14 protein-coding genes are annotated in these 20,020 nt (G+C 60.0%); 4 read left to right on the top strand and 10 right to left on the bottom strand.

Annotated elements, in window-relative coordinates; genetic code table 11:
* Positions 1-105: 105 nt before the first annotated feature.
* On the top strand, positions 106-1,668 hold the full coding sequence (locus HCG46_RS11190; protein ID WP_168686239.1) for an EAL domain-containing protein: 1,563 nt from the start codon (positions 106-108) through the stop codon (positions 1,666-1,668).
* 343 nt (positions 1,669-2,011) lie between these two features.
* On the opposite strand, the gene HCG46_RS11185 is transcribed toward HCG46_RS11190, so the two are convergent.
* From HCG46_RS11185 to ileS, 5 genes are all read right to left on the bottom strand, one after another.
* Positions 2,012-3,340, bottom strand: a complete 1,329-nt coding sequence (locus HCG46_RS11185) for a pitrilysin family protein (protein ID WP_168686236.1) — start codon at positions 3,338-3,340, stop codon at positions 2,012-2,014.
* Between the two features lie 2 nt (positions 3,341-3,342).
* The gene (locus HCG46_RS11180; RefSeq protein WP_228869748.1) at positions 3,343-4,818 is read right to left on the bottom strand and encodes a pitrilysin family protein; all 1,476 of its coding nucleotides are present in this window, start codon (positions 4,816-4,818) and stop codon (positions 3,343-3,345) included.
* A 195-nt stretch (positions 4,819-5,013) separates the two neighbouring features.
* Entirely contained in the window at positions 5,014-5,721 is a 708-nt protein-coding gene (locus tag HCG46_RS11175; protein WP_161633267.1) for a hypothetical protein, read from the bottom strand.
* Positions 5,722-5,799: 78 nt separating this feature from the next.
* A complete protein-coding gene (gene lspA / locus HCG46_RS11170; protein WP_205838470.1) occupies positions 5,800-6,333 on the bottom strand; it encodes a signal peptidase II in 534 nt (177 codons plus the stop codon).
* A 21-nt stretch (positions 6,334-6,354) separates the two neighbouring features.
* Positions 6,355-9,315, bottom strand: coding sequence for an isoleucine--tRNA ligase (ileS, locus tag HCG46_RS11165; protein WP_168686234.1), 2,961 nt, complete (start codon positions 9,313-9,315; stop codon positions 6,355-6,357).
* A gap of 380 nt (positions 9,316-9,695) precedes the next feature.
* Here ileS and HCG46_RS11160 point away from each other — a divergent pair, with 380 nt between their 5' ends.
* The gene (locus HCG46_RS11160) at positions 9,696-10,979 is read left to right on the top strand and encodes a glycosyltransferase family 87 protein (protein ID WP_168686232.1); all 1,284 of its coding nucleotides are present in this window, start codon (positions 9,696-9,698) and stop codon (positions 10,977-10,979) included.
* On the opposite strand, the gene HCG46_RS11155 is transcribed toward HCG46_RS11160, so the two are convergent.
* The 3 genes from HCG46_RS11155 to HCG46_RS11145 all read right to left on the bottom strand — a co-directional run bounded on the left by HCG46_RS11155 (position 10,971) and on the right by HCG46_RS11145 (position 13,785).
* Positions 10,971-11,906 carry a DMT family transporter gene (locus HCG46_RS11155; RefSeq protein WP_168686230.1) on the bottom strand — a complete coding sequence of 312 codons (936 nt, stop codon included), beginning with the start codon at positions 11,904-11,906 and terminating at the stop codon, positions 10,971-10,973. The genes HCG46_RS11160 and HCG46_RS11155 overlap by 9 nt on opposite strands.
* 248 nt (positions 11,907-12,154) lie before the next feature.
* Positions 12,155-13,153 (bottom strand): bifunctional riboflavin kinase/FAD synthetase, encoded by a 999-nt coding sequence (locus tag HCG46_RS11150; RefSeq protein WP_168686228.1) that lies wholly within the window; start codon positions 13,151-13,153, stop codon positions 12,155-12,157.
* A gap of 185 nt (positions 13,154-13,338) precedes the next feature.
* Positions 13,339-13,785, bottom strand: a complete 447-nt coding sequence (locus tag HCG46_RS11145) for a MaoC family dehydratase (RefSeq protein WP_023002057.1) — start codon at positions 13,783-13,785, stop codon at positions 13,339-13,341.
* A gap of 250 nt (positions 13,786-14,035) precedes the next feature.
* Here HCG46_RS11145 and HCG46_RS11140 point away from each other — a divergent pair, with 250 nt between their 5' ends.
* Positions 14,036-14,419, top strand: coding sequence for a response regulator (locus HCG46_RS11140; RefSeq protein ID WP_006935666.1), 384 nt, complete (start codon positions 14,036-14,038; stop codon positions 14,417-14,419).
* 173 nt (positions 14,420-14,592) lie between these two features.
* Positions 14,593-15,285 (top strand): protein phosphatase CheZ, encoded by a 693-nt coding sequence (locus tag HCG46_RS11135; protein ID WP_023002056.1) that lies wholly within the window; start codon positions 14,593-14,595, stop codon positions 15,283-15,285.
* A gap of 171 nt (positions 15,286-15,456) precedes the next feature.
* On the opposite strand, the gene HCG46_RS11130 is transcribed toward HCG46_RS11135, so the two are convergent.
* Together HCG46_RS11130 and HCG46_RS11125 are read right to left on the bottom strand one after the other, a co-directional pair.
* Positions 15,457-18,582, bottom strand: a complete 3,126-nt coding sequence (locus HCG46_RS11130) for an efflux RND transporter permease subunit (RefSeq protein WP_168686226.1) — start codon at positions 18,580-18,582, stop codon at positions 15,457-15,459.
* On the bottom strand, positions 18,579-19,952 hold the full coding sequence (locus tag HCG46_RS11125) for a hemolysin D (protein WP_168686224.1): 1,374 nt from the start codon (positions 19,950-19,952) through the stop codon (positions 18,579-18,581). Before HCG46_RS11125 ends, HCG46_RS11130 begins: the two co-directional genes overlap by 4 nt.
* Positions 19,953-20,020: the final 68 nt, after the last annotated feature.

Raw genomic sequence — 20,020 nt, 5'->3', positions numbered from 1 at the left:
CGGCCACGCATGGTTCTTAAGGCATGATTAACCAGTAACTTTTGATTCGCGTTGGAACTTTCGAATACCATGGGGCGGACAGGGACCATATTCGTAGCAATTTGCATGGCCGTGATCGCGCTGTCGTCTGCGACAGTTCTGGTCTTCCAGTTCGGACGGCCGTTCGGCGAAGCTGTTTCCCTGTCGCTTGCGCTCATGTGCACCATGATCCTGATCCACCTGCTGATCGGTCGTGCGCGCGACCGCGGCGCGGTGAGTGAAGCGGTCGACCGTCTTGAAGAGCGCATGGCGGATCTGGACGAGGATGTCGGCAATCTCGAAGGCAGGCTCACGGGCATGGAACACACCATGCCGCGCCGTACCCGCGCTGAAATCGACCCTCTGTTTGCTGAAGTTGAAGTTCTGGGCACCTTGGTCAAGCAGATGGCCGAGGCCATGTCCGACCTTGAAGCGAGGGTCGAGGACCAGCAGGCCATCGCACCGCCGCCGCAGATGCCAAGCTTGCCACGTTATCAGCAGCCGCAGGAGACCTACCAGGAAGAACGCCGGTCCACCTATCAGGCGCCGCAGAACTGGCCTCCGGTTCAGCAGCCTGCGCAGGCCCCGCAGCGCCAGCAGCACGCCCCGGCGTCCTTTTCTCATGAAGCGGACAACGCCATGCAGGAGCCCTATGCGCCAGCGGCTGCACCGCGCCGGGACATGAACGATTTCGATCGACGCTATGGTGTGCACGCACCGCGTCTCGATGATAAGCTGGGTCATGTTCCGGTAAAGGAACAGCCGGTCCACCAGCAGCAGGATTACGCGTTCGAACTGCCGGATGAACCCGACCAGCGCCTTGCCGCACGTACCGCGATGCCGGCCGAAAAGCCGAAGCCGAACATGGCCATGCGCGAACTGATCACGTCGGCACTCAATGCCAACCGGGTGGAGCTCCACCTGCAGCCGATCGTGACACTGCCGCAGCGCCAGGTGAAGTACTATGAAGCCTTCACCCGCCTGCGTGACAACGGTGGCAACCTGATCGAAGCATCGGCTTTTGTTCCGGAAGCGGTTCTCTCGGGCCAGATAGCCCGGATCGACAATCTGCTGCTGTTCCGATCCATCCAGGTCGTGCGCCGCCTGACCTCGCGCAATCGCAATGCCATCCTGTTCTGCAATATCTCGTCGCAGTCGCTGGTTGACGAAACCTTCTTCCCCGGCTTCCTGGAATTCGTGAAGGCGAACCAGGATCTGGCCGATGTACTTGTGTTCGAATTCTCCCAGGACGATGTCGCCCAGATGGGCGGGATGGAGCTGGAAAGCCTGAGTTCGCTGTTCGAAGCCGGGTTCCGCTTCTCCGTCGACCAGATCGCGGACATGAAGATGGACTTCAACTCCCTGGCGGGCAGGGGTTTCAAATACGGCAAGCTGCACGCCGACTATCTCATCGGGCGCCGCGAAGCCAAACACGGCCACATCCATCCGTCCGATTTCGGCGACCTGCTTCATCGCTATGGCATGCAGCTGATCACTGATCATGTGGAAACGGAATCCCAGGTGCTGGAGCTGCTCGACTACGACGTCAAGCTCGCTCAGGGCAACCTGTTCTCGCCGCCGCGCCCGGTGCGTGCGGAAGTGCTGCAGGGCGCACCTGCACCCGGCCCGAGACGCTCCGCCGCCGGTTGATCAGCGCAAGGCGCTTCCGCGTTCCCGAAACGATAACCTGCTTCGACATTTCAGCCGCTGCAAACCGACGAAGCAGCCCATGACAGTGGTCTGCCGCCATATGGCAAAAGCAGGCGGCTTGAGGGCTTTTCCACTCGGCCTTTTCAAGTGCCGACCTGGAAGCCCTGTGTCACTCCGGACAAGCGGATCGCAATGCCTGTCTCGAATGCACGTTTTCTGCCTTGAAGGCTGTTCCCAGGCTCGAGCAGTGATGATCGCACTTCAGTCTGGCAGGCAAAATCAAAGACGCCCCGGTTTGAGCCGGGGCGATTGTCATTGAGGCAATGTCGTTGGTGGTTTGGGGCTACCCCTGTTTCGGGCCGACGGTCACCACTGTCGGAGCCTTGTCGGCCAGCAGGCGTTTGGCCACCCGTTTTACGTCGTCCAATGAAATAGCCTCGATCTCGCTGTTGCGGCGGTCGAAATAGTCGATCCCCAGTTCCGCATTCTGCAGAGCGACCAACTGCCGGGCAATCTTGCCGGAACTGTCGAAGCGCAGAGGGTAAGAGCCGGTCAGATACTGTTTGGCAGACTGCAATTCGTCTTCGCTCGGTCCGGTTTCGGCCATGCGACTGATCTGTTCCAACATGATCTTCACAGTCTCGTCCGCCCGGTCCGCCTTGGTCGCGGCATTGGCGATCAGAAGACCCGTGTGTGCGTAAGGAGAAAGAGATGTGCCGGCGCCATAGGAGAGCCCGCGCTTTTCCCGCACTTCTTCATACATCCAGGAGGTGAAGGTGCCGCCACCCAGAATGTGGTTCATCACAAAGGCGGCCTGATAGTCCGGATCGTCACGTGTCAGCCCGGGAAGGCCGAGCAGGATCGTGGTTTGCGGTACCGCCAGCTGCTGGTTTACTCCGGTTCCGAATTCCGGTTCGAAATCGGCAATCTGCACCAGCTGACCTTCCTCCTGCAGAGGTGCGAAGACCTTGTCGAGAATTCCGGCGAGGGTTTCAGCATCGATCGCACCGACGACACCGATGATCAGCCCCTTGCGGGCGAGAAGCTTGCCCTTCTGGTTTGCAAGGTCATCCGCGTTCAGGCCGGCCAGTGTTTCGGCAGTGCCAAGCGTTGGCCGGGCGTAGGGGTGATCACCGAACATAGCTTCGGCAAGGGCTCTTCCGGCAATCGCATCCGGATCGCTTTCGTTGCGTCTCGCCCTTTGCGACAGCTGGGCCTTCATCCGCTCCACCGGGGCTTCGTCGAAGCGCGGCTCGTTCACGGCGAGGGCCAGAAGGTCACTGGCCTCGTCAAGGGTTGGCGTCAGGGTCCGCAAGCTGCCGTAGAACCGGTCCTTGCCGGTGCTGAAGTTGATGCTGATGGCAAGTTCTTCCAGCTTGGCCTGGAAGGTCTCGGAATCCATTTCACCCGCGCCTTCGTCCAGCGTTGCGGCGAGCAGGCGCGTCAGGCCTTCCTTTCCGACAGGGTCCTGCGCGGAGCCGCCGTCGAAGGAAAAATCGAGCGCAATGATAGGCACGGTATGGTCTTCTACCAGCCAGGCTGTGATGCCTTTGGGGCTGGTGACTTCCTGGATCTCGACGGCCTGCGCCAGCCTCATCAGGCCAAGCAGGGTGACAAGCGACAAAGCGAGGGCGGAGACCGGACCGCGCAGGGAGAAGAGGGTGTGTGCCATGATCAGGACTTGTCCTTCGTCTGGGGCGCATCGGATTGGGCGGCATCGGGTACCACGGGCGGTTCCATGCGCAACTCTCCGACCACGGGGAGACCGGCGAGATAGGTGCGGGCCGCATCCAGGACATCTTCAGGGGTGACAGCCTGCACCTGCGAAGGCCAGGTCTGGACGTTTTCGATCGTTTGCCCAGTGGTCAGGGCACCGCCGAAAAGGCGTGCCAGGCCGGATTGGCTGTCCTGGGCGTAGATCGCGCTGGCGACCATGCTGTTTCGGGCGCGTTCGACTTCTTCTTCCGTGACGCCGGTCTCGAGCAGTTTCTGAAGTTCGGTCGCTATCAGCCGTTCCATGTCTTCCAGCGTGTAGCCGGGGCGCGGCACGGCGTAGAGACCGAAGCGGCCGTTATCAAGGGCGCTGCCCTGATAATAGGCGCCGGCGCTGAGGGCGGCTTCCTGGTCGAGAACCAGTGCCTTGTGCAGGCGGCTGGAGGGCCCTTCGCCCAGAATATACGACAGTATGTCCAGCGCCTCGGGCGTGCGACCTTCGCCGGTGGTCTGGCTCGGCACGATCCATATTTGCGACAGGGACTCCTGGCGCACCCGCGGATCGGAAACGGCAATGCGTCTTTCACCCGCAAGCGGCGGCTCGGCCGGCCGGAGGCGTTCTCCAGGCTCTGCGCGCCGGGCAACCTTGCCGTAGGTTTCCTGCGCAAGCTTGCGAACCGCATCAACGTCCACATCACCGGCAATTACCACCACCGCGTTGTTGGGCGTGTAGAACCGGTCGTAGAAGGCGATCGCAGCTTCCTTGTTGAGCGCTTCGATTTCGCTCTGCCAGCCGATGACGGGTGAGCCGTAGGGGTGGTTGACGAAGGTGATGGAATTCAGCGCCTCCTGCAGCCGGGAACCGGGTTCACTGTCGACCCGCATGCGCCGCTCTTCCAGAACCACGTCCCGTTCCGGCGTCACGACTTCGTCGCTCAGAACCAGGTTCTCCATCCGGTCGGCTTCCAGCTTCATCATGAGCGGCAGATGCTGCTTGGCGACCTTCTGGAAATAGGCAGTGTAGTCGGTGCTGGTGAAGGCGTTCTCCTGGCCACCACGATCGGCAACCATCTTGGAGAATTCTCCGTTGGGATGGTCGTGAGTACCCTTGAACATCAAATGTTCGAGAAAATGCGCAACACCAGACTGACCTTCCGGTTCATCGGCGGAACCGACCTTGTACCAGATCATGTGGGTGACAACCGGTGCCCGGCGGTCCGGGATGACCACGACCTGCAAACCGTTATCCAGCGTGAAGCTTTCAAGGTTCGGCGCAATCATCAGGTTTCCTGCCGTTGCCGGCGCGGAAAAAGCACTTCCCGGCACAAGGGCCATGCCGCCGCCCAGCAGGAGCGCAGGCATCAGCACAAGGCCGATGGACCGCTTCAACCGCCGCACGGGGGATGTCTTGTCGTGCTTCGAGGACGATGGGTTCACGTGCAACTCCCGTTCTTTGTCGTTCGAACAGCATGCGCTTCAACCAGTTGCGGGAAAAGCGCAAAGCCGGGCAATTTCATGGTGGCCAACAAAAAAGACCTCCGGACCTATCCTCCATATAGGAGGTGCGGTCCGGAGGTCCCGTTACAATTTTGTCATCTGTCTTTCGGACCCTGAAGTCCGGATGCTGAAAGATCAGTTACAGAAGTTCTGGTCGCCTTCCAGGCAGCGCGGATCGAGCGGCTTGGAGTCGTACTCGTCGTAATTCGTCGGCTTGCGCTTTTTCTTCACCACTTCCGGCATCGGTGCATCCGGAGAAGGCGTGCTGTAGCCGGTGGGCGGATCGGTCAGGTAGCGGCGTGCGGACAGGCCGTTCTGCTCGATACCTGCCTGCTGGGACCGCAACTGCTGCAGGCGCTCCCATTCGGCCCGCTGCTCTTCGCGGGTCAGCTTGCCGCCTTCGGTGATCTCGTTGAAGCGGCGCTCTGCGTCGAGATCGCGATTCTGACCGGTAACACCGGTAATCTTGAAGCCGCGCATCTGTTCCGGGGTCAGCGCTTCGCTATTCATGCTGCCGGTCTTGCCGGAGCTGGCATAAAGCTGCTTCAGCTCGGTCAGCTGTTCGTTTTCACGCTGCTTCGGCCAGTTCTGATCATTCACACCGGCAACATTGGTTTCCGGTTCGGGAAGGTTCGTCGGCTCTGCGGGCATGGCCAGCGGTCCGCGAGGCTTGTACTCGATCTGCTTTTCATTCGGATCGACGGCGCCAAGGCCTTTCATCACGGTGTCGACAAGGGCGACATCCGGCGCCTGGCTCGTGCCATCCGCTGCCTGGCATGCGGCCAAACCGGCCAGAAGCACCAGCACTGCAGAATTCTTTACAAACCCAACTAACGTCCGCACTGCGCAGACCCCTCGATTTCTCATAAAAAACAGCCGGCAGCACTCCGCCCGCGATCAGTCGTTGTCCAGCCTAAACCATTATTTTGCGGCTGAATTAGGACCATCTCGGAAACTGTCATACAGGAGACCGACGACGCCCGCAACGATCCACACATCTGCCAGGTTGAACACGTACCAGGAGAACGTGCCGACGTGGAAATGGACGAAGTCGACGACGGCGCCATAGGTCAGTCTGTCGATCCCGTTTCCGATCGCCCCGCCAATGACCAGCGCCAGGGCAAGGGCCACCAGGCGTGACTGGCATCGCGCCGACCAGACCCACAGGCCAATCGTGACTGTAATCGTCACACCGGCCAGAAGCCAGCGGCCCAGGTCGCTGTTCTGCTGGAACAGGCCATAGGAAATACCCCGGTTCCAGACCAGAACGATCTCGAGAACCGGCAAAAGGTCAACCGGCCCGTTGCGGGCAAGATCAAAGCCGTAAACCAGCCAGAGCTTGCTGCCCTGGTCGATGGCAACACCGACAAGCGCGATCAGAAGCACAAAGGTGCTGAAACGGCCCCAGAGAAGGGGCCGTTTCGTATTGTTGGAAGATGTATCCTGTTGCGTCATCGTGTCCGGAAACCCTGCCGCTCAGGCTGCGGCATGGGCAGCGTCCCATTCACGCAGGGCGGCAGCATCGCGCAGGGTCACATCCGGATAATCCGGATCGGAGCCTACTTCCGGCAGGATCTTCCAGGAACGGGCGCATTTGGTACCCTCGGCAAGGCCGGGCACGACAGCCACACCCTTGGTGTCGCCGAGCGTGAACGCGCCTTCCGGTGCCGGTTCGCTGCTGAGCGTCAACTGGCTGGTGATGGCGATGTCCGCCATGTCCTTGCCCTTGAGCGCGTCCATCAGTTCCGCATCGGTGACATGCACGACCGGGTGAGCTTCCAGCGAGGAACCGATCCGCTTTTCACGACGCTCGATTTCCAGCGCGCCGGTGATCACGCGGCGAACCGTCTTGATCTTCGCCCACTTGGCGGCCAGTGCATCGTCACGCCATTCGGCCGGAACGGTCGGGAACTGCTCCAGGTGAACGCAGGCATCCTCGCCGTAACGGGAGGTCCAGGTTTCGTCCATGGTGAACGGCATCATCGGTGCGAGCCAGGTCACCAGGCAATCGAACAGCTTCTCGATCACGAAAAGCGACGCCTTGCGGCGCACGGACGAAGCCGCATCGCAATAAAGCGCGTCCTTGCGGATGTCGAAATAGAAGGCCGACAGTTCCACCGTCATGAAAGTGAACAGCTGGTGGAAGACCTTCTTGTAGTCGAACTCCCAGTAGGCTTCACGGATCATCTTGTCGAGTTCGACCAGCCTGTGCAGCATCAGCCGCTCCAGCTCAGGCATGTCGGCCAGCGCGACTTCTTCACCGGTGGCATGGCCAAGCGAGCCCAGCATCCAGCGCAGCGTGTTGCGCAGCTTGCGGTAGCTGTCGACGCTGGTCTTGATGATCTCCGGCCCGAGGCGCTGGTCTTCCCAATAGTCGGTGGAGGCCACCCACAGGCGCAGGATGTCGGCGCCATACTGCTTGATGACGTCCTGCGGGAACACCTGGTTGCCGAGAGACTTCGACATCTTGCGGCCGTCTTCGGCCATGGTGAAGCCATGGGTCAGAACGGCGTCGTAAGGTGCATGACCGCGTGTGCCGCAGCTTTCCAGCAGTGAGGAATGGAACCAGCCGCGATGCTGGTCGGAGCCTTCAAGGTAAAGGACATAGTCATTGCCGCCGTCGGTCTTGCGCTTGGGGGCGAGATCTTCGCGCTGTTCCAGAACGAAGGCATGTGTGGACCCACTGTCGAACCAGACATCCAGGATGTCACGGACCATGTCCCACTCGTCTGCCTTGTAGTCGTTGCCCAGGAAACGTTCCTTGGCGCCGTCCGCAAACCAGGCGTCGGCACCCTCCGCCACGAAGGCATCGAAGATGCGCTTGTTGACGGCTTCGTCCTTCAGGACTTCAGAAGTTTCCTTGTGGATGAACACGGTGATCGGCACACCCCAGGCGCGCTGACGCGACAGGACCCAGTCCGGCCGGTTCTCGATCATCGAGCGCAGACGGTTCTGGCCGGCACCCGGGACGAAGCGTGTCTCGTCGATGGCGTTCAGTGCCCGCGTGCGCAGCGTGTCGCCTTCGCCGGACAGCTGCTTGTCCATGTAGACGAACCACTGCGGCGTGTTGCGGAAGATCACCGGCTTCTTGGAACGCCAGGAATGCGGATAGGAATGCTTCAACCGGCCGAGGCCGATCAGGTTGCCGCTTTCCTTCAGCTTTTCGATCACGGCCTTGTTGGCCTTGCCCTTCTCGCCCTTGTGCGTGATGACTTCGCAACCTTCGAAGCCAGGGGCATCCTTGGTGTAGAAGCCGTCATCGGCAACAGTGAAGGGGATCGCGGTGTTGATACCGCGTGCTTCCAGATCGGCCCGTTTGGTCATCCAGATTTCAAAGTCGTCCGTGCCGTGGCCGGGTGCCGTGTGCACGAAGCCGGTACCGGCATCGTCGGTGACATGGTCACCGTCCAGCAGCGGCACGTCGAATTCGTAACCGCCGAGATCGAGCCCTGCCAGCGGATGAGCACAGGTCAGTGTTTCCAGCTCGTCGTTGCTGACGGACCGGACACGCGCAAAATCGGTGATACGGGCGTTCTTGAACACTTCGTCGGCAAGGGCATCCGCCAGGATCAGCTTGTCGCCCTTCTGCACCCAGTTGTCGTCCGGCAGTCCGTCCTGCGTAACCTCGTAGAGGCTGTAGTCGATGCGCGAGGAATAGCTGATGGCGCGGTTGCCCGGGATGGTCCAGGGCGTGGTCGTCCAGATCACGACCGAAGCGTCCAGCAATTCCTCGACAGCCGCTTCATCGCGTCCGCCGGCACTTTCGACCGGGAACTTCACCCAGATCATGTCGGACTGGTAGTCCTGATACTCGATCTCGGCTTCGGCAAGCGCGGTCTTTTCGACCACCGACCACATCACCGGCTTGGATCCGCGGTAAAGCTGGCCGGAGGTTGCGAACTTCATCAGTTCCCGGGCAATCACGGCTTCGCTCTCGAAGCGCATCGTCAGGTAAGGGTTGTCCCAGTCGCCCTCGATGCCGAGGCGCTTGAACTCCTTGCGCTGGACGTCGATCCAGTGCTCGGCGAATTCGCGGCACTCGCGGCGGAATTCGTTGATCGGCACCTCGTCCTTGTTCTTGCCCTTGGCGCGGTACTGCTCCTCGATCTTCCATTCGATCGGCAGGCCGTGGCAGTCCCAGCCCGGAACGTAGTTGCTCTCGAAGCCCGTCATCTGCATGGAGCGCGTGACGATGTCTTTCAGCGTCTTGTTCAGCGCATGGCCGATATGGATGTTGCCGTTGGCATAGGGAGGTCCGTCATGCAGCACGAACTTGTTGCGGCCCTTGCCCTGCTCGCGCAGCTTTTTGTAGACGTTCATCTGCTCCCAGCGAGCGAGGATTTCCGGCTCTTTCTTGGGAAGGCCGGCGCGCATCGGGAATTCGGTCTGCGGCAGGTTCAGCGTTTCGGAATAGTCGCGTTTATCTGTCTCGGTCATCGTCACGTCGATCCGGTCGTTCGGGCCCTGGGCCCGCGTCATATGTCAGGATGATTGCCGGCCCGTTTCGGGCAGCAACATGAAATCAGGAAGTCCCGGTCCCTGGCGCCGCATTGCCGCGTCAGCCGAAGGCCGGGCAAGTAATTCGCGTAATCGCGATCGTCGGTCTGGCGACGACTATGAGAGCCTTGTGTTGCATGGCAAGGGACATAGCAGCACTTCGGCGATGAATAAAGATGTTCCGGCAATTCCTGTGTTGTTTGTCTGTCCGGCAAACGTACAACTTCCGAAAATCGGCTTCGGGTAACCGAATATGAATGTCTTTCGGTCATGGATAGGCCCGGATTGAGACGGGTGAGCGACGGACAGACCGGCAGAAAATGGCCAATCAGGTGAAACAGGCGGCAAATGGGTCGCAGGCGGGCGTAGACAAGGCAAGTCTCTGGTCTCGCGGTGTCGTGACGGGCGACTGGCTGAGCTGGGACCGGATCGGCTTTGCATGTCTGTGCTCGGCGATCGGTTTCACGCTGGGCCTGTTGTGGATGCTGGTGGTGCCCAACACTTATGGCGCGCCCAACGGCACGTTGCTGATGGATTACCTCAGCTTCTGGATGGCAGGGGGCCAGGCTCTCAACGGAACGCCGGAAGTGGCATACAGTCCCGCTGCGTTTTCCGCCCTCCAGCAGCAGTACACCGGAACAGACACCGTCTTCGGTTTCTTCTATCCGCCCACGTTCCAGATGTTGCAGATGCCGTTTGCGCTTCTACCCTACAAGATCGCGTTTGCCGTCTTTATCGGGATCACCACGGGTCTGTTGTGTCTGGCCTGCCGCCTGATTGCGGGCAACTGGCTGCTGGCCGCCTGTCTGATCCTCGTTCCAGCCTGCGCGAACAACGCCTTCCATGGCCAGAATGCAGCGTTGACCGCAGCGCTCTACGGTTTCTTTCTCGTCGGGATCGAACGGCGGCAGATGGTGTGGGCGGGCATCGCGCTGGGTCTTCTGACCATCAAACCGCAGTTGGGCATCCTGGTTCCGCTGGCCCTTGTTGCCAGCTTCAATTGGCGGACCTTCCTGAGTGCATCCGTCTCGACGCTGGTGTTCGCTGCGCTCGGCGTTGCGGTACTCGGCTTTGGCACCTGGCAGGCCTTCTGGATTCAGGCGCCGGTTGCCTCCGCCATGATGGAGCTGGGCGGCGTTGAATGGGTCAAGATGATTTCGGTTTACGGTGCAGGCAGGGTGCTGGGGCTCGGTCATATGCCGGCGATGATGGTGCAGGCGGTTTTTGCCCTTGCCGCTGCCGTTTGCGTGTGGCGGGTCTGGCGGCGGACGGACGCCATGTCGGTACGGGCTCCGGTCCTGGTCGGCGGCACCTTGCTGGTCACACCCTTTGCCCTTTCCTACGACCTGACGCTGATCATCATCCCTTGTGCCTTCCTGATCCGCGAGGGCCTCAGAAACGGCTTCTTGCCTTACGAGAAAATAGCGCTCTTCATCATCATCGGCCTGTCTGCATCCACCAGCCCGTTTGCGATCTGGCTCGGCATGCCGATCGCACCCGTCCTGCCGGTGATGCTCGTCTGGCTGGGGCTGCGCAGACTGCAGTTGCACGCCGCACATCCGAAACGTGAGCACCTCGACGGCGCGGTTGCCGGGTCAGTTTGAGGCCGCCTGCCGCAGCTTGCGCTCGCGGTGGGTGATGTAGAGCCCGCTCGAGATGATCAGGGCAATCCCCAGCCATGTCGGTCCGTCCGGGAAATTGGAAAAGACCAGATACCCGAACAGGGTCGCGCTGACGATTTCGATATATTGCAGCGGTGCCAGCATACTGGCGCTGCCGCGTTGAAACGCGGAAACGACTAGACCGTGGCCGGCGAAGGAAATCAGCCCGATCAAGGCCAGCAAGCCGGACTGGGGTGCGTCCGGCATGACGAATTCCATGCCTTCGATCCCGGTCAGATATCCGATCACGAGACCTGTCCCGAGCAGCAGTGAACCGGACAGGCCCGCGCTGAACTGGATGGTCAGAAGATCGTCGCGAACGGGGTAGAGCCTGTTGAGCAGCAGGTAGAAGGAAAACAGAACGGCGGTTGCGACCGGCAGCAGGCTGACGAGGCCAATTTCCGCCAGCGTCGGCCGCAGCACGATTATGGCCCCCAGCAGGCCAACGAGAATGGCGCCGATCCGCCGCGGGCCGACCTGTTCCTTCAAAAGCACTGCCGCCAGGATGGTAAGGACCATGGGCTCAACAAAGAAGATCGAAATCGCGGTCGCCACCGACATGTACTTCACCGCAGTGAAGAAACAGAGCGATGCCGTGCCCAGAAGAATGCCGCGCAGGTAGTTCACGACCGGTTGCTTGCCCCTCAGGTGCATGAGGCGGCCGGTGACCAATGCAATGGCAAGGCTGATCACAAGCTGAAAGAAAAAGCGGCCGAATGTGACTTCAAGCGTCGGCAGCTCCGCGGAGAGATATTTTGCGGTGATATCCATCACCGGCAGCAGCAGCATGGCCGACGTCATCAGGAAAATTGCCATGAGCGGGTTCTGCTCGACATCCCCGGAACGCGAGGAAATGGATTGACGCTTCATCGTGCTGCAACCTCCGGAGCGTCTTCATCACTGAAAACCACACGCGAACAGGGATTTCGCCGGCTTTCCGGCGATGGGCAATCGCTTGGGAGAAGGACCGGCAACAAGGAAAGGGCCGGGCAAAAATCTCTGCGGTCGCTGACCGCAGCAGGATTGCCGATCCATATTCCTTTTGAAGTTGAACGTCTCCCGGAGCAAGCCGGCAAACGCCAAGTTCGTCAGAAAAGAGAAAATATTTCGAAGGCTGCTCAGGCGGAAAGATCGAGCAGTTTCATGTCGAGTTCGGAAAGCGGCTGTAACGAGCCGAGCGCGGCGCGGGCTTCTTCGCTGTCCCGGTCCATCTGGGCAATCAGTGCCTCGACCGAGTCGAACTTTTCCTCGCCGCGCAGATAGGACACCAGGTGCACGCGCAGCGTCTTGCCGTAGAGATCGCCAGCAAAGTCGAACAGGAACACTTCAAACAGTGCGGCGCCATTGTCGAAGGTCGGGCGGCGACCATAGCTGGCGACGCCGTCATGCCAGGCCCCGTCGACACGGACCTTGACCGCATAGATGCCCTGCTTCAGCGGGCAGTCCTCGGTAAGGCTCATGTTGGCGGTCGGATAGCCGAGGTCGCGGCCGCGCTTGTCTCCGTGGCGCACGTCCGCCTCGAAGAACCAGCGGTAGCCAAGGAGACCGTTTGCCTGGGCGATATCCCCCCGTGAGAGGCTGTCGCGGATACGGGTGGAAGAAATGACTTCGGCGCCTTCGTCTTCCTCGCGCTGGACGATGGTCACGCCGAAGCCGTGGTCGGCGCCGGCGGAACGCAAATAGTCTGGGGTGCCCTGTCTGGCCCGGCCGAAGTGGAAGTCATAACCGGTGACCGCGTGGGAGATGCCGAGCGTGTCGATGAGAATGTCCTGAACGAAGGCATTCGCTTCGATGCCGGCAAATTCCCGGGTGAAAGGAAGGATGAGCGCGCCGTCGAGACCGCACAGGCGCAGCAGGTCGAGTTTCTGCTGTGGCGGGGTCAGACGGAAAACAGGTTTGGACGGGTTGAAGACCGTGCGCGGATGCGGCTCGAAGCTCATGGCATAGACCGGATGATGCGTGCCGTGGCCAAGACCGAGCGCGGCGTCGAGCACGGCACGGTGGCCCCTGTGAACGCCGTCGAAGTTGCCGATGGCAACGATGCCGCCTTTCAGGTCCGCCGGAAAGGCATCCAGGCTTTCGATGATCGGAAAGCTGGAGGGATCAGTGGAGCTCATGCGGCAAACCTTCGCGCAACGATACGTCACAACGGTCCGGTGTGCCGGCCCGTCCTGCAGGAACACGTCGAACAAGGCGCTCCGGGTGGAGCAGCCCTGCCGACTTTGGCGTGGAACCTGCCGTCAAGCAAAGCAAAGGTCAAGATGGGGATGTGCCGAAGACTTGCCTTTGCGGTCGCTGCCCGTCAAAGACCTGATTGATCTTCGTCCCGGCCGGGAACCTTCACCAGTGCCTCGCCTTCCAGAACCACGGTGTCGTCGACACTGCAGATACAGGAAAGGCGGGCACGGTTGCCGCGCTCCATCAGTTCCTCGACGGTGACAGTCACCTTGACGTCATCGCCGATCCTGACCGGTGCCTTGAAATTGAGCGTCTGCGACAGATAGATCGCGCCGGGGCCGGGAAGGCGGGTGCCGAGCACGGCCGAGATCAGGCTGGCCGTATAGAGGCCGTGGGCGATTCTCGTCTTGAAGGGCGTGCGGGCGGCAAAATGTTCGGACAGATGAATCGGGTTCCGGTCGCCGGATACTTCCGCAAAGCCGACCACGTCGGAAGAACTTACATGCTTCACGAGTACTTCGCTCATACCCACGGAAAGATCTTCGAAGCAGAGTTTTTGCAGTTCCAACATTACGGTTTCCGCCCTGATTTGTCTTGATTTGAAGTAGGCGGACGCTATGCGGTGCAAGGTTTTCTGGCAATTGTGCTTTGGGCGAAGAAAAAAGCGCCTGTTATTAACGGTCTTTTCAGGGGCGGCGGGTAGATTGCGTTGAGTGTGGGGAGGTGAGGACACAATAATGTGTCGCTCTCCTTCGAAGTCATAACGCGTTTCCACCGGCCCACGGCCAGGGGCCGCGCAAATTGACAGTATGGAGTAGACAATGGCCCTTGATCTTCAGATGCCGGTCCTCGTGGTCGATGACTACAAAACGATGATTCGCATCATTCGGAACCTGCTCAAGCAACTCGGTTTCGAAGACATCGACGATGCTGCGGACGGCACCGAAGCTTTGGAAAAAATGAAACAGCGCCGTTATGGCCTGGTGATTTCCGACTGGAACATGGAGCCGATGACCGGTTACGAGCTGCTGAAGCAGGTTCGTGCCGACGGCAGCCTCAGCAAGACGCCTTTCATCATGGTGACTGCTGAATCCAAGACGGAAAACGTCATCGCCGCCAAGAAAGCCGGCGTGAACAACTACATCGTGAAGCCTTTCAATGCTCAGACGCTGAAAGGCAAGATCGAGGCGGTCTTCTCCGATTGATTTCTTGCACTTGGCGGGGAGCTGCGTTGGGGCGCACCTCCGCCAGTGCCAGACGGATGTACAGGATCGGCGCGGTCTTGCTGGGCAGGCAGGCCGGGTCAGCTTTGCTGCATCCGAAAAGTTATAGCGGTTCCTGAGAATTCCGGATCCGCGCTTCGGAGGATGCTTTCAAAATGGAAAGGCTCGACCTGGTGGCCAGTATGAAACAGGAAAACATTGCCCGAGTCATAGACTTCCTGCAGGAAAACAAGAACAGGCAAGGTGAAGTTTCCCTGACCGACGTGATGCATCTTGCAGAAGTCATGTCGGGTTCGATGCACGACTTTCTGTCGACCGTACAACCGGCCGTAACGGAAGAGCTGACCGTCATCGCCAAGGAAATCAGGCGCATGAAGGAGGAAATCTCCCAACTGCGCGCCAATGACATGACTGGCAGCAAGATCCCGGACGCCGGACGGGAACTGGACGCCATCGTTGAGGCGACGGAAGAAGCCACCAACACCATCATGGAAGCGGCCGAAGAGATCATGGGCGCCGATGCCAGCGACCAGGAAGCCTATCAGGAACTGGTCAGCAACAAGATGATCAGCATCTTCGAGGCTTGCACCTTCCAGGACATTACCGGCCAGAGAATTTCCAAGGTGGTCGCAACACTGCGTTACATCGACGAGCGTGTGACTTCCTTCATCGAACAACTGCGTATTCCGGAAGATCTCGATGCGACGCTCGTCGAGACAGAGTCGGAGCGCCGCAAGCGCGAGCTGATCCTCCATGGTCCGCAGCATTCAGGCGAAGGTGTTTCGCAGGACGATATCGATGCCCTTCTGGGCGGCGCACAGGCGGATATCGACAAGCTGTTCGACTGATCCGGACTGAAAAAACGATTTCGAAGGGCTCTCCATTGGAGGGCCCTTTTTGGTTCTGAACTTTCTCTCCATCGTCATCCCATGGCTTGACCATGGGATCCATGCCGTTTGGTCTCAAGTCGGATTGGCCTGCAGGGCAAGCCCTGCAGCGACGAAGTCGGAGCGGTGCATCTATTCGGCGGCCACCAGCTTCTCCCGATGCGCCTTGCGTTCCCGGGCGAGCGAGGTCAGGTCGAAATCGTCGAGGATGGTATAGAACGCCGGAACCACGAAGACGATCATGAGTGTCGTGCCGATCAGTCCGAAGGAGATCGAAGTCACCAGCGGGATCAATACCTGTGCCTGAGGGCTTGTTTCGAACAGCAGCGGCAGCAGGCCGACGATTGTGGTCACCGACGTCAGCAGGATCGCACGGAACCTGGCCTTGGCACCCAGTGGAGCGATCTCTGCAACGCTTTCCAGCGATGGGTCGTGCTCGTCCTTGATGAACTGGACCAGCAGGATTGAATCGTTGACCACGATCCCGGCTAGCGAAATGAAGCCCAGCATGCTTGGCATCGCAAAGTCGATGCCCATCAGGAAGTGCCCCCAGACCGCGCCAATCAACGCCATGGGGATGAGCGTCATCACCACGACCGGTTCGCTGTAGCTGCGGAACTGGAAACTCAGCAGGATGAACACGAAGATCAGGCCGGTGCCGAGGGCCTTGACCATGGACGCCTGCGTCTTGGCGCCTTCCGCATTCTGCCCCTCGGTCGAAGTGCTCAATCCGGGGTATTTTTCCAGGAGTTGCGGCAGGTAACTCGTTTCCGTGTCCTTGACGACTTCGTTGGCATTGGCGACACCGAGAAGAACGTCGCCAGTGACCGTCACGGTCGGTACCCGGTCAATACGATTGATCCGCGTGAAGCTGCGGTCGGACCGGATGTCGGCGACGGAGCCAAGCGGGACCCGGTGACCTGAAGGGGTCTCCACGGTGAAGAGTTCGAAATCGCCAAGGCTGTTGCGGTCGCTGCCGGCAAGGCGGACATCGACCTCGAAGCTTTCCGAACCGACTTGCACTTCATCGGCGGTAATGCCGTTGTAGGCCCCTCTCAGCTGGTCGGCGATCGCCTTGGCATCAAGGCCGACCGCCCCGGCTCCGTCCTTGAGAGACAGGGCCAGTTCCGGTTTTCCGAGGCTGAGATCGTCGGAAATGTTGTAGACGCCGTCATAGCCCTTGAGCCAGGCCTGAAGCTCTTCAGAAGCCTGGTCGAGCAATTGCAGGTCATTGTGGGCCAGGCGCAATTCGATGGCGCGTCCCGCCGGACCGATGCTGGATTCGGTGAGAATGATGCGCCGGACGTCGAGCGTTTCAGGCAGTTCCTGGCGCCAGACTTTCAGGATCTCCTGGTTGCCTGCGTCACGAAGGGGCCCGTCCAGCAAATCAATGTCGATGGTCGCCAGATGTGCTCCACTGGTGCCGGCATCGCTGTTTTCGTTGAACCGCACCAGTATGTTCTTGAGGAGGGATGTTCCATCCGGATTGCGCGGCGACAGCGCCGCATCCGTGCGTTCCAGCGCACTGATTGCCTCTGTCACGACCTTGCGTGTGTCGGCGAGCGTCGCACTTGCCGGCAGTTCGATCCGCGCTTCGATCTGGTCGCCTTCCACGTTCGGAAAGGCCTGGAATTTAACGACGCCGCCGGCCAGTAGCGAGACCGAAGCCAGGAAAAGCATGAAGCAGGCGCCGATGACGAAATAGCGGTTCCGCACAGACCAAGTGGCACAAGGACCGATCACATGCTCCCGCGCCCACCCGACACCGCTTTCCGCCTTGCGGGTTACCCAGTTCGGGGTGTCGCGCGTAGCGCCATGGGACAGGTGGTTGGGCAGGATCAGAAAGGCTTCGACCAGCGACACGGCCAGAACCAGCAACATGACCATCGGGATCACGCGCAACAGGTCGCCGAGGTCGCCCTCGATAAAGGCAAGTGCACCGAAAATGGCGGTGGTCGTGACAAACGAAGACAGCACACCCGGGGCGACCTGCCGCGTTCCCTGCACGGCGGCCTCCAGCGGACCGAGCCCTTTCTGGCGCCGTGTCGCGATGTTTTCGGAAATCACGATGGCGTCGTCCATCATGATGCCGACCACGATCAGCATGGCCACCATCGACAGCATGTTGATCGTCAGCCCCAGAATGGACATTGCGGCGAGCGCGCCCAGAAAGGACACCGGCAGGCCCATGCCGATCCAGAATGCCTGTCGCCCGCCGAAGAAGATCCACATGGCCGCAACGACAAGCGCCAGCCCCTGGAGAGAATTGTTGACCAGCATCCACAGGCGGTCTTTCAGGATGATAGAGCCGTCGTTGATGATGGTCAGGGTGATGCCTGGGGCAGTACGGGCCTGTTCCTCGTCGACGAATTCCTGCACCCGCTCCACCACCTTGATCAGGTCGTCACTGCGGGTCATGGAAATGTCGAGAACAGCGGCCAACCTGCCGTTCAGCCGGGTTTCGACCTCTTCGTCCTCGAAGAGATCATTGATCGTGGCAATGTCGCCCAGCTTGATCTGTCCGCCTTGCGGGGAAGAGGCGACAATCACCGACGCATAGGCATCCGCCGCAAGGCGCTCGTCGGCGAAACGCAGCAGGATCGAGCCGCCTACAGTCGTGATCTCTCCAGAGGGAGCACTGATATTCTGCCTGGTGAGGGCATTTGCGATTTCCGAGAGGGTTAGCCCAACTTCACGCGCGGCGGCGTCGCGCACCTCGATGCGGAACTGCCGGTCAGAGAAGCCGGAAATCTCGACCTGGGGTATGCCGCCGAACTTCAGCATGCGGTCCTTCACCGCTTCGGCGTAGTTCTTCAGCTGCGGCTTGTCGTCAATTCCGGTGATGACGACGGAGGTCGCCTCGCTCAGGCGGCCCGCCTCTTCGATGATCGGGTCTTCAACACCCTCGGGAAAATCATCGATCGCGTTGATCTCGCGGTCGATATCCAGCATCAGCTGGTCGATGTCCTTGCCTTCCATGATCTTGACGGTCGCAAGTGCGAGGTTTTCCCGGGAATCGCATTTGAGTTCGTCGATATTCTCGATCCCGTCGAGCGCGTCCTCGATGCGCCGGCAAACGGTGCGTTCGACATCGGCTGAGGTTGCTCCGGGATAGGCGACTGTCACGGTAATCCGTTTTATCGGGATCTGCGGAAAGGTTTCCAGCAGAAGACCCGGAAGGTTGAGCAGTCCGAGAATGATGAAACCGGCCATCAACAGATTGGCGGCGGTTGGGTGCTGGGCGAAGTAGCGGATCATGGCTTGTCCTCACCGTTGAGAGCATCCGTGCTCGCCATTCGCTTCAAACCTGCCTTTACGGCTTCGTCTTCGACCGGCTTCAGCAACATGCCTTCGATCACCGGGGACACATCGCTGACGATGACCTTGCTTCCAGCTGGCAGATCCGTTCCCAGAACGACGATATCATCGAAGCGGAAGGCGATTTCGACCGGCACCGTAACCAGTCGGCTGTCGGGCGAGACAGTCATGATCCTGCCACTGTGGACCGCGTTGCGCGGCAACACGATCTGATCGGCCACGGGCGGTGCGGACAGCTCAACCTCGGTAAACATGCCTTTGACCAATGGCGGCTTTATACCCGGTCGGATGGTGTCATAGGGCTTGTCCACGCTGACGATCAGTCCGATGGAGCGGGTGTCCGGATCCACCGTGTCGCTGACCCGCTTGACGTGCGCATCCCAGACGGCGGTCTCTCCGACAGATCCGACCCTTACCTTGGCCTTCAGCCGGTCAAGCGAATGCCGTGCCCGGATGACACCTTCTTCCGTTTCCAATTGTCCGGGAAAGGCCAGATTGGCAAATCCGGCCATGTTGCCAGGACTGATCTGAACGTCGATGTCGGCTGCGTCGATGCCGTCAAGTTCACCGATGGAGCTGCCGGCACCGACATATTGGTCGATCTCTGCATTGACCTTCGAAACCCTGGCATCGAAGGGAACACGGATCGTGGTGCGGGCAAGGTTCAGCTTTGCGGTTTCCAGACGAACCTCGTTCTTGGCCTTTACCTGCTCCAGTGCCTTGCGCTTCACCGGGTTGAGCGCAATCTCGTTCTCAAGGTCCTGAACCCGCGACTTTTGCTGAAGCACCGTGCCTTCCTGGTTTTCGACCAGCTGATCGGAGGCGACCTTGCGCTCCTGAAGCGTTTTCAGCCGGGCCAGCTCACGCTGTTCCAGGTCGAGGACCGATTTGGCAATCGCCAGGGATTGTTTCTGTGTATCCAGGGTAACGGCCAGCTCTTCAATATCCACCTCGGCACTGGCGATATCGCTCTGCGCCTCGGCAATCTCCAGCTCGTAGTCTTCCGGTGCCAGTGTCACCAGAATCTTGCCTTCCGGGATGAATTCACCGCGTTTGAAATCCGGATTGATGTAGGTGACCCGGCCGGACACCTGCGCGATGGCATCAAGTGTATGGGTCGGATCGACCGTGCCGTATCCGGTTACGCGCGGCACGAAGTCCTGAGGCTCGACCGTGACGACACGCACGAGCGTCGTCGTTTCCCCGATGTCGGTGCGCTTGGGTGCTTCGCGCCCGCTCACCGCATAAACCAGCACTGCTGCACCGGCGATCACGGGGGGAAGGATCAGGGCTTTTCGCAACAGCGACACGGCGGCTCTCCTGGCAATGTTCGCTCGGCGGGCTGCAGACCTCCGCCGACCACAATTCTTTTAATGCA

Source organism: Labrenzia sp. PO1 (genome assembly GCF_012273635.1).
In the GTDB taxonomy this organism is placed as follows: domain Bacteria; phylum Pseudomonadota; class Alphaproteobacteria; order Rhizobiales; family Stappiaceae; genus Roseibium; species Roseibium algicola.
Note: the sequence above shows the minus strand (reverse complement) of the source record. Positions and strands in the feature narration are given on the sequence as shown.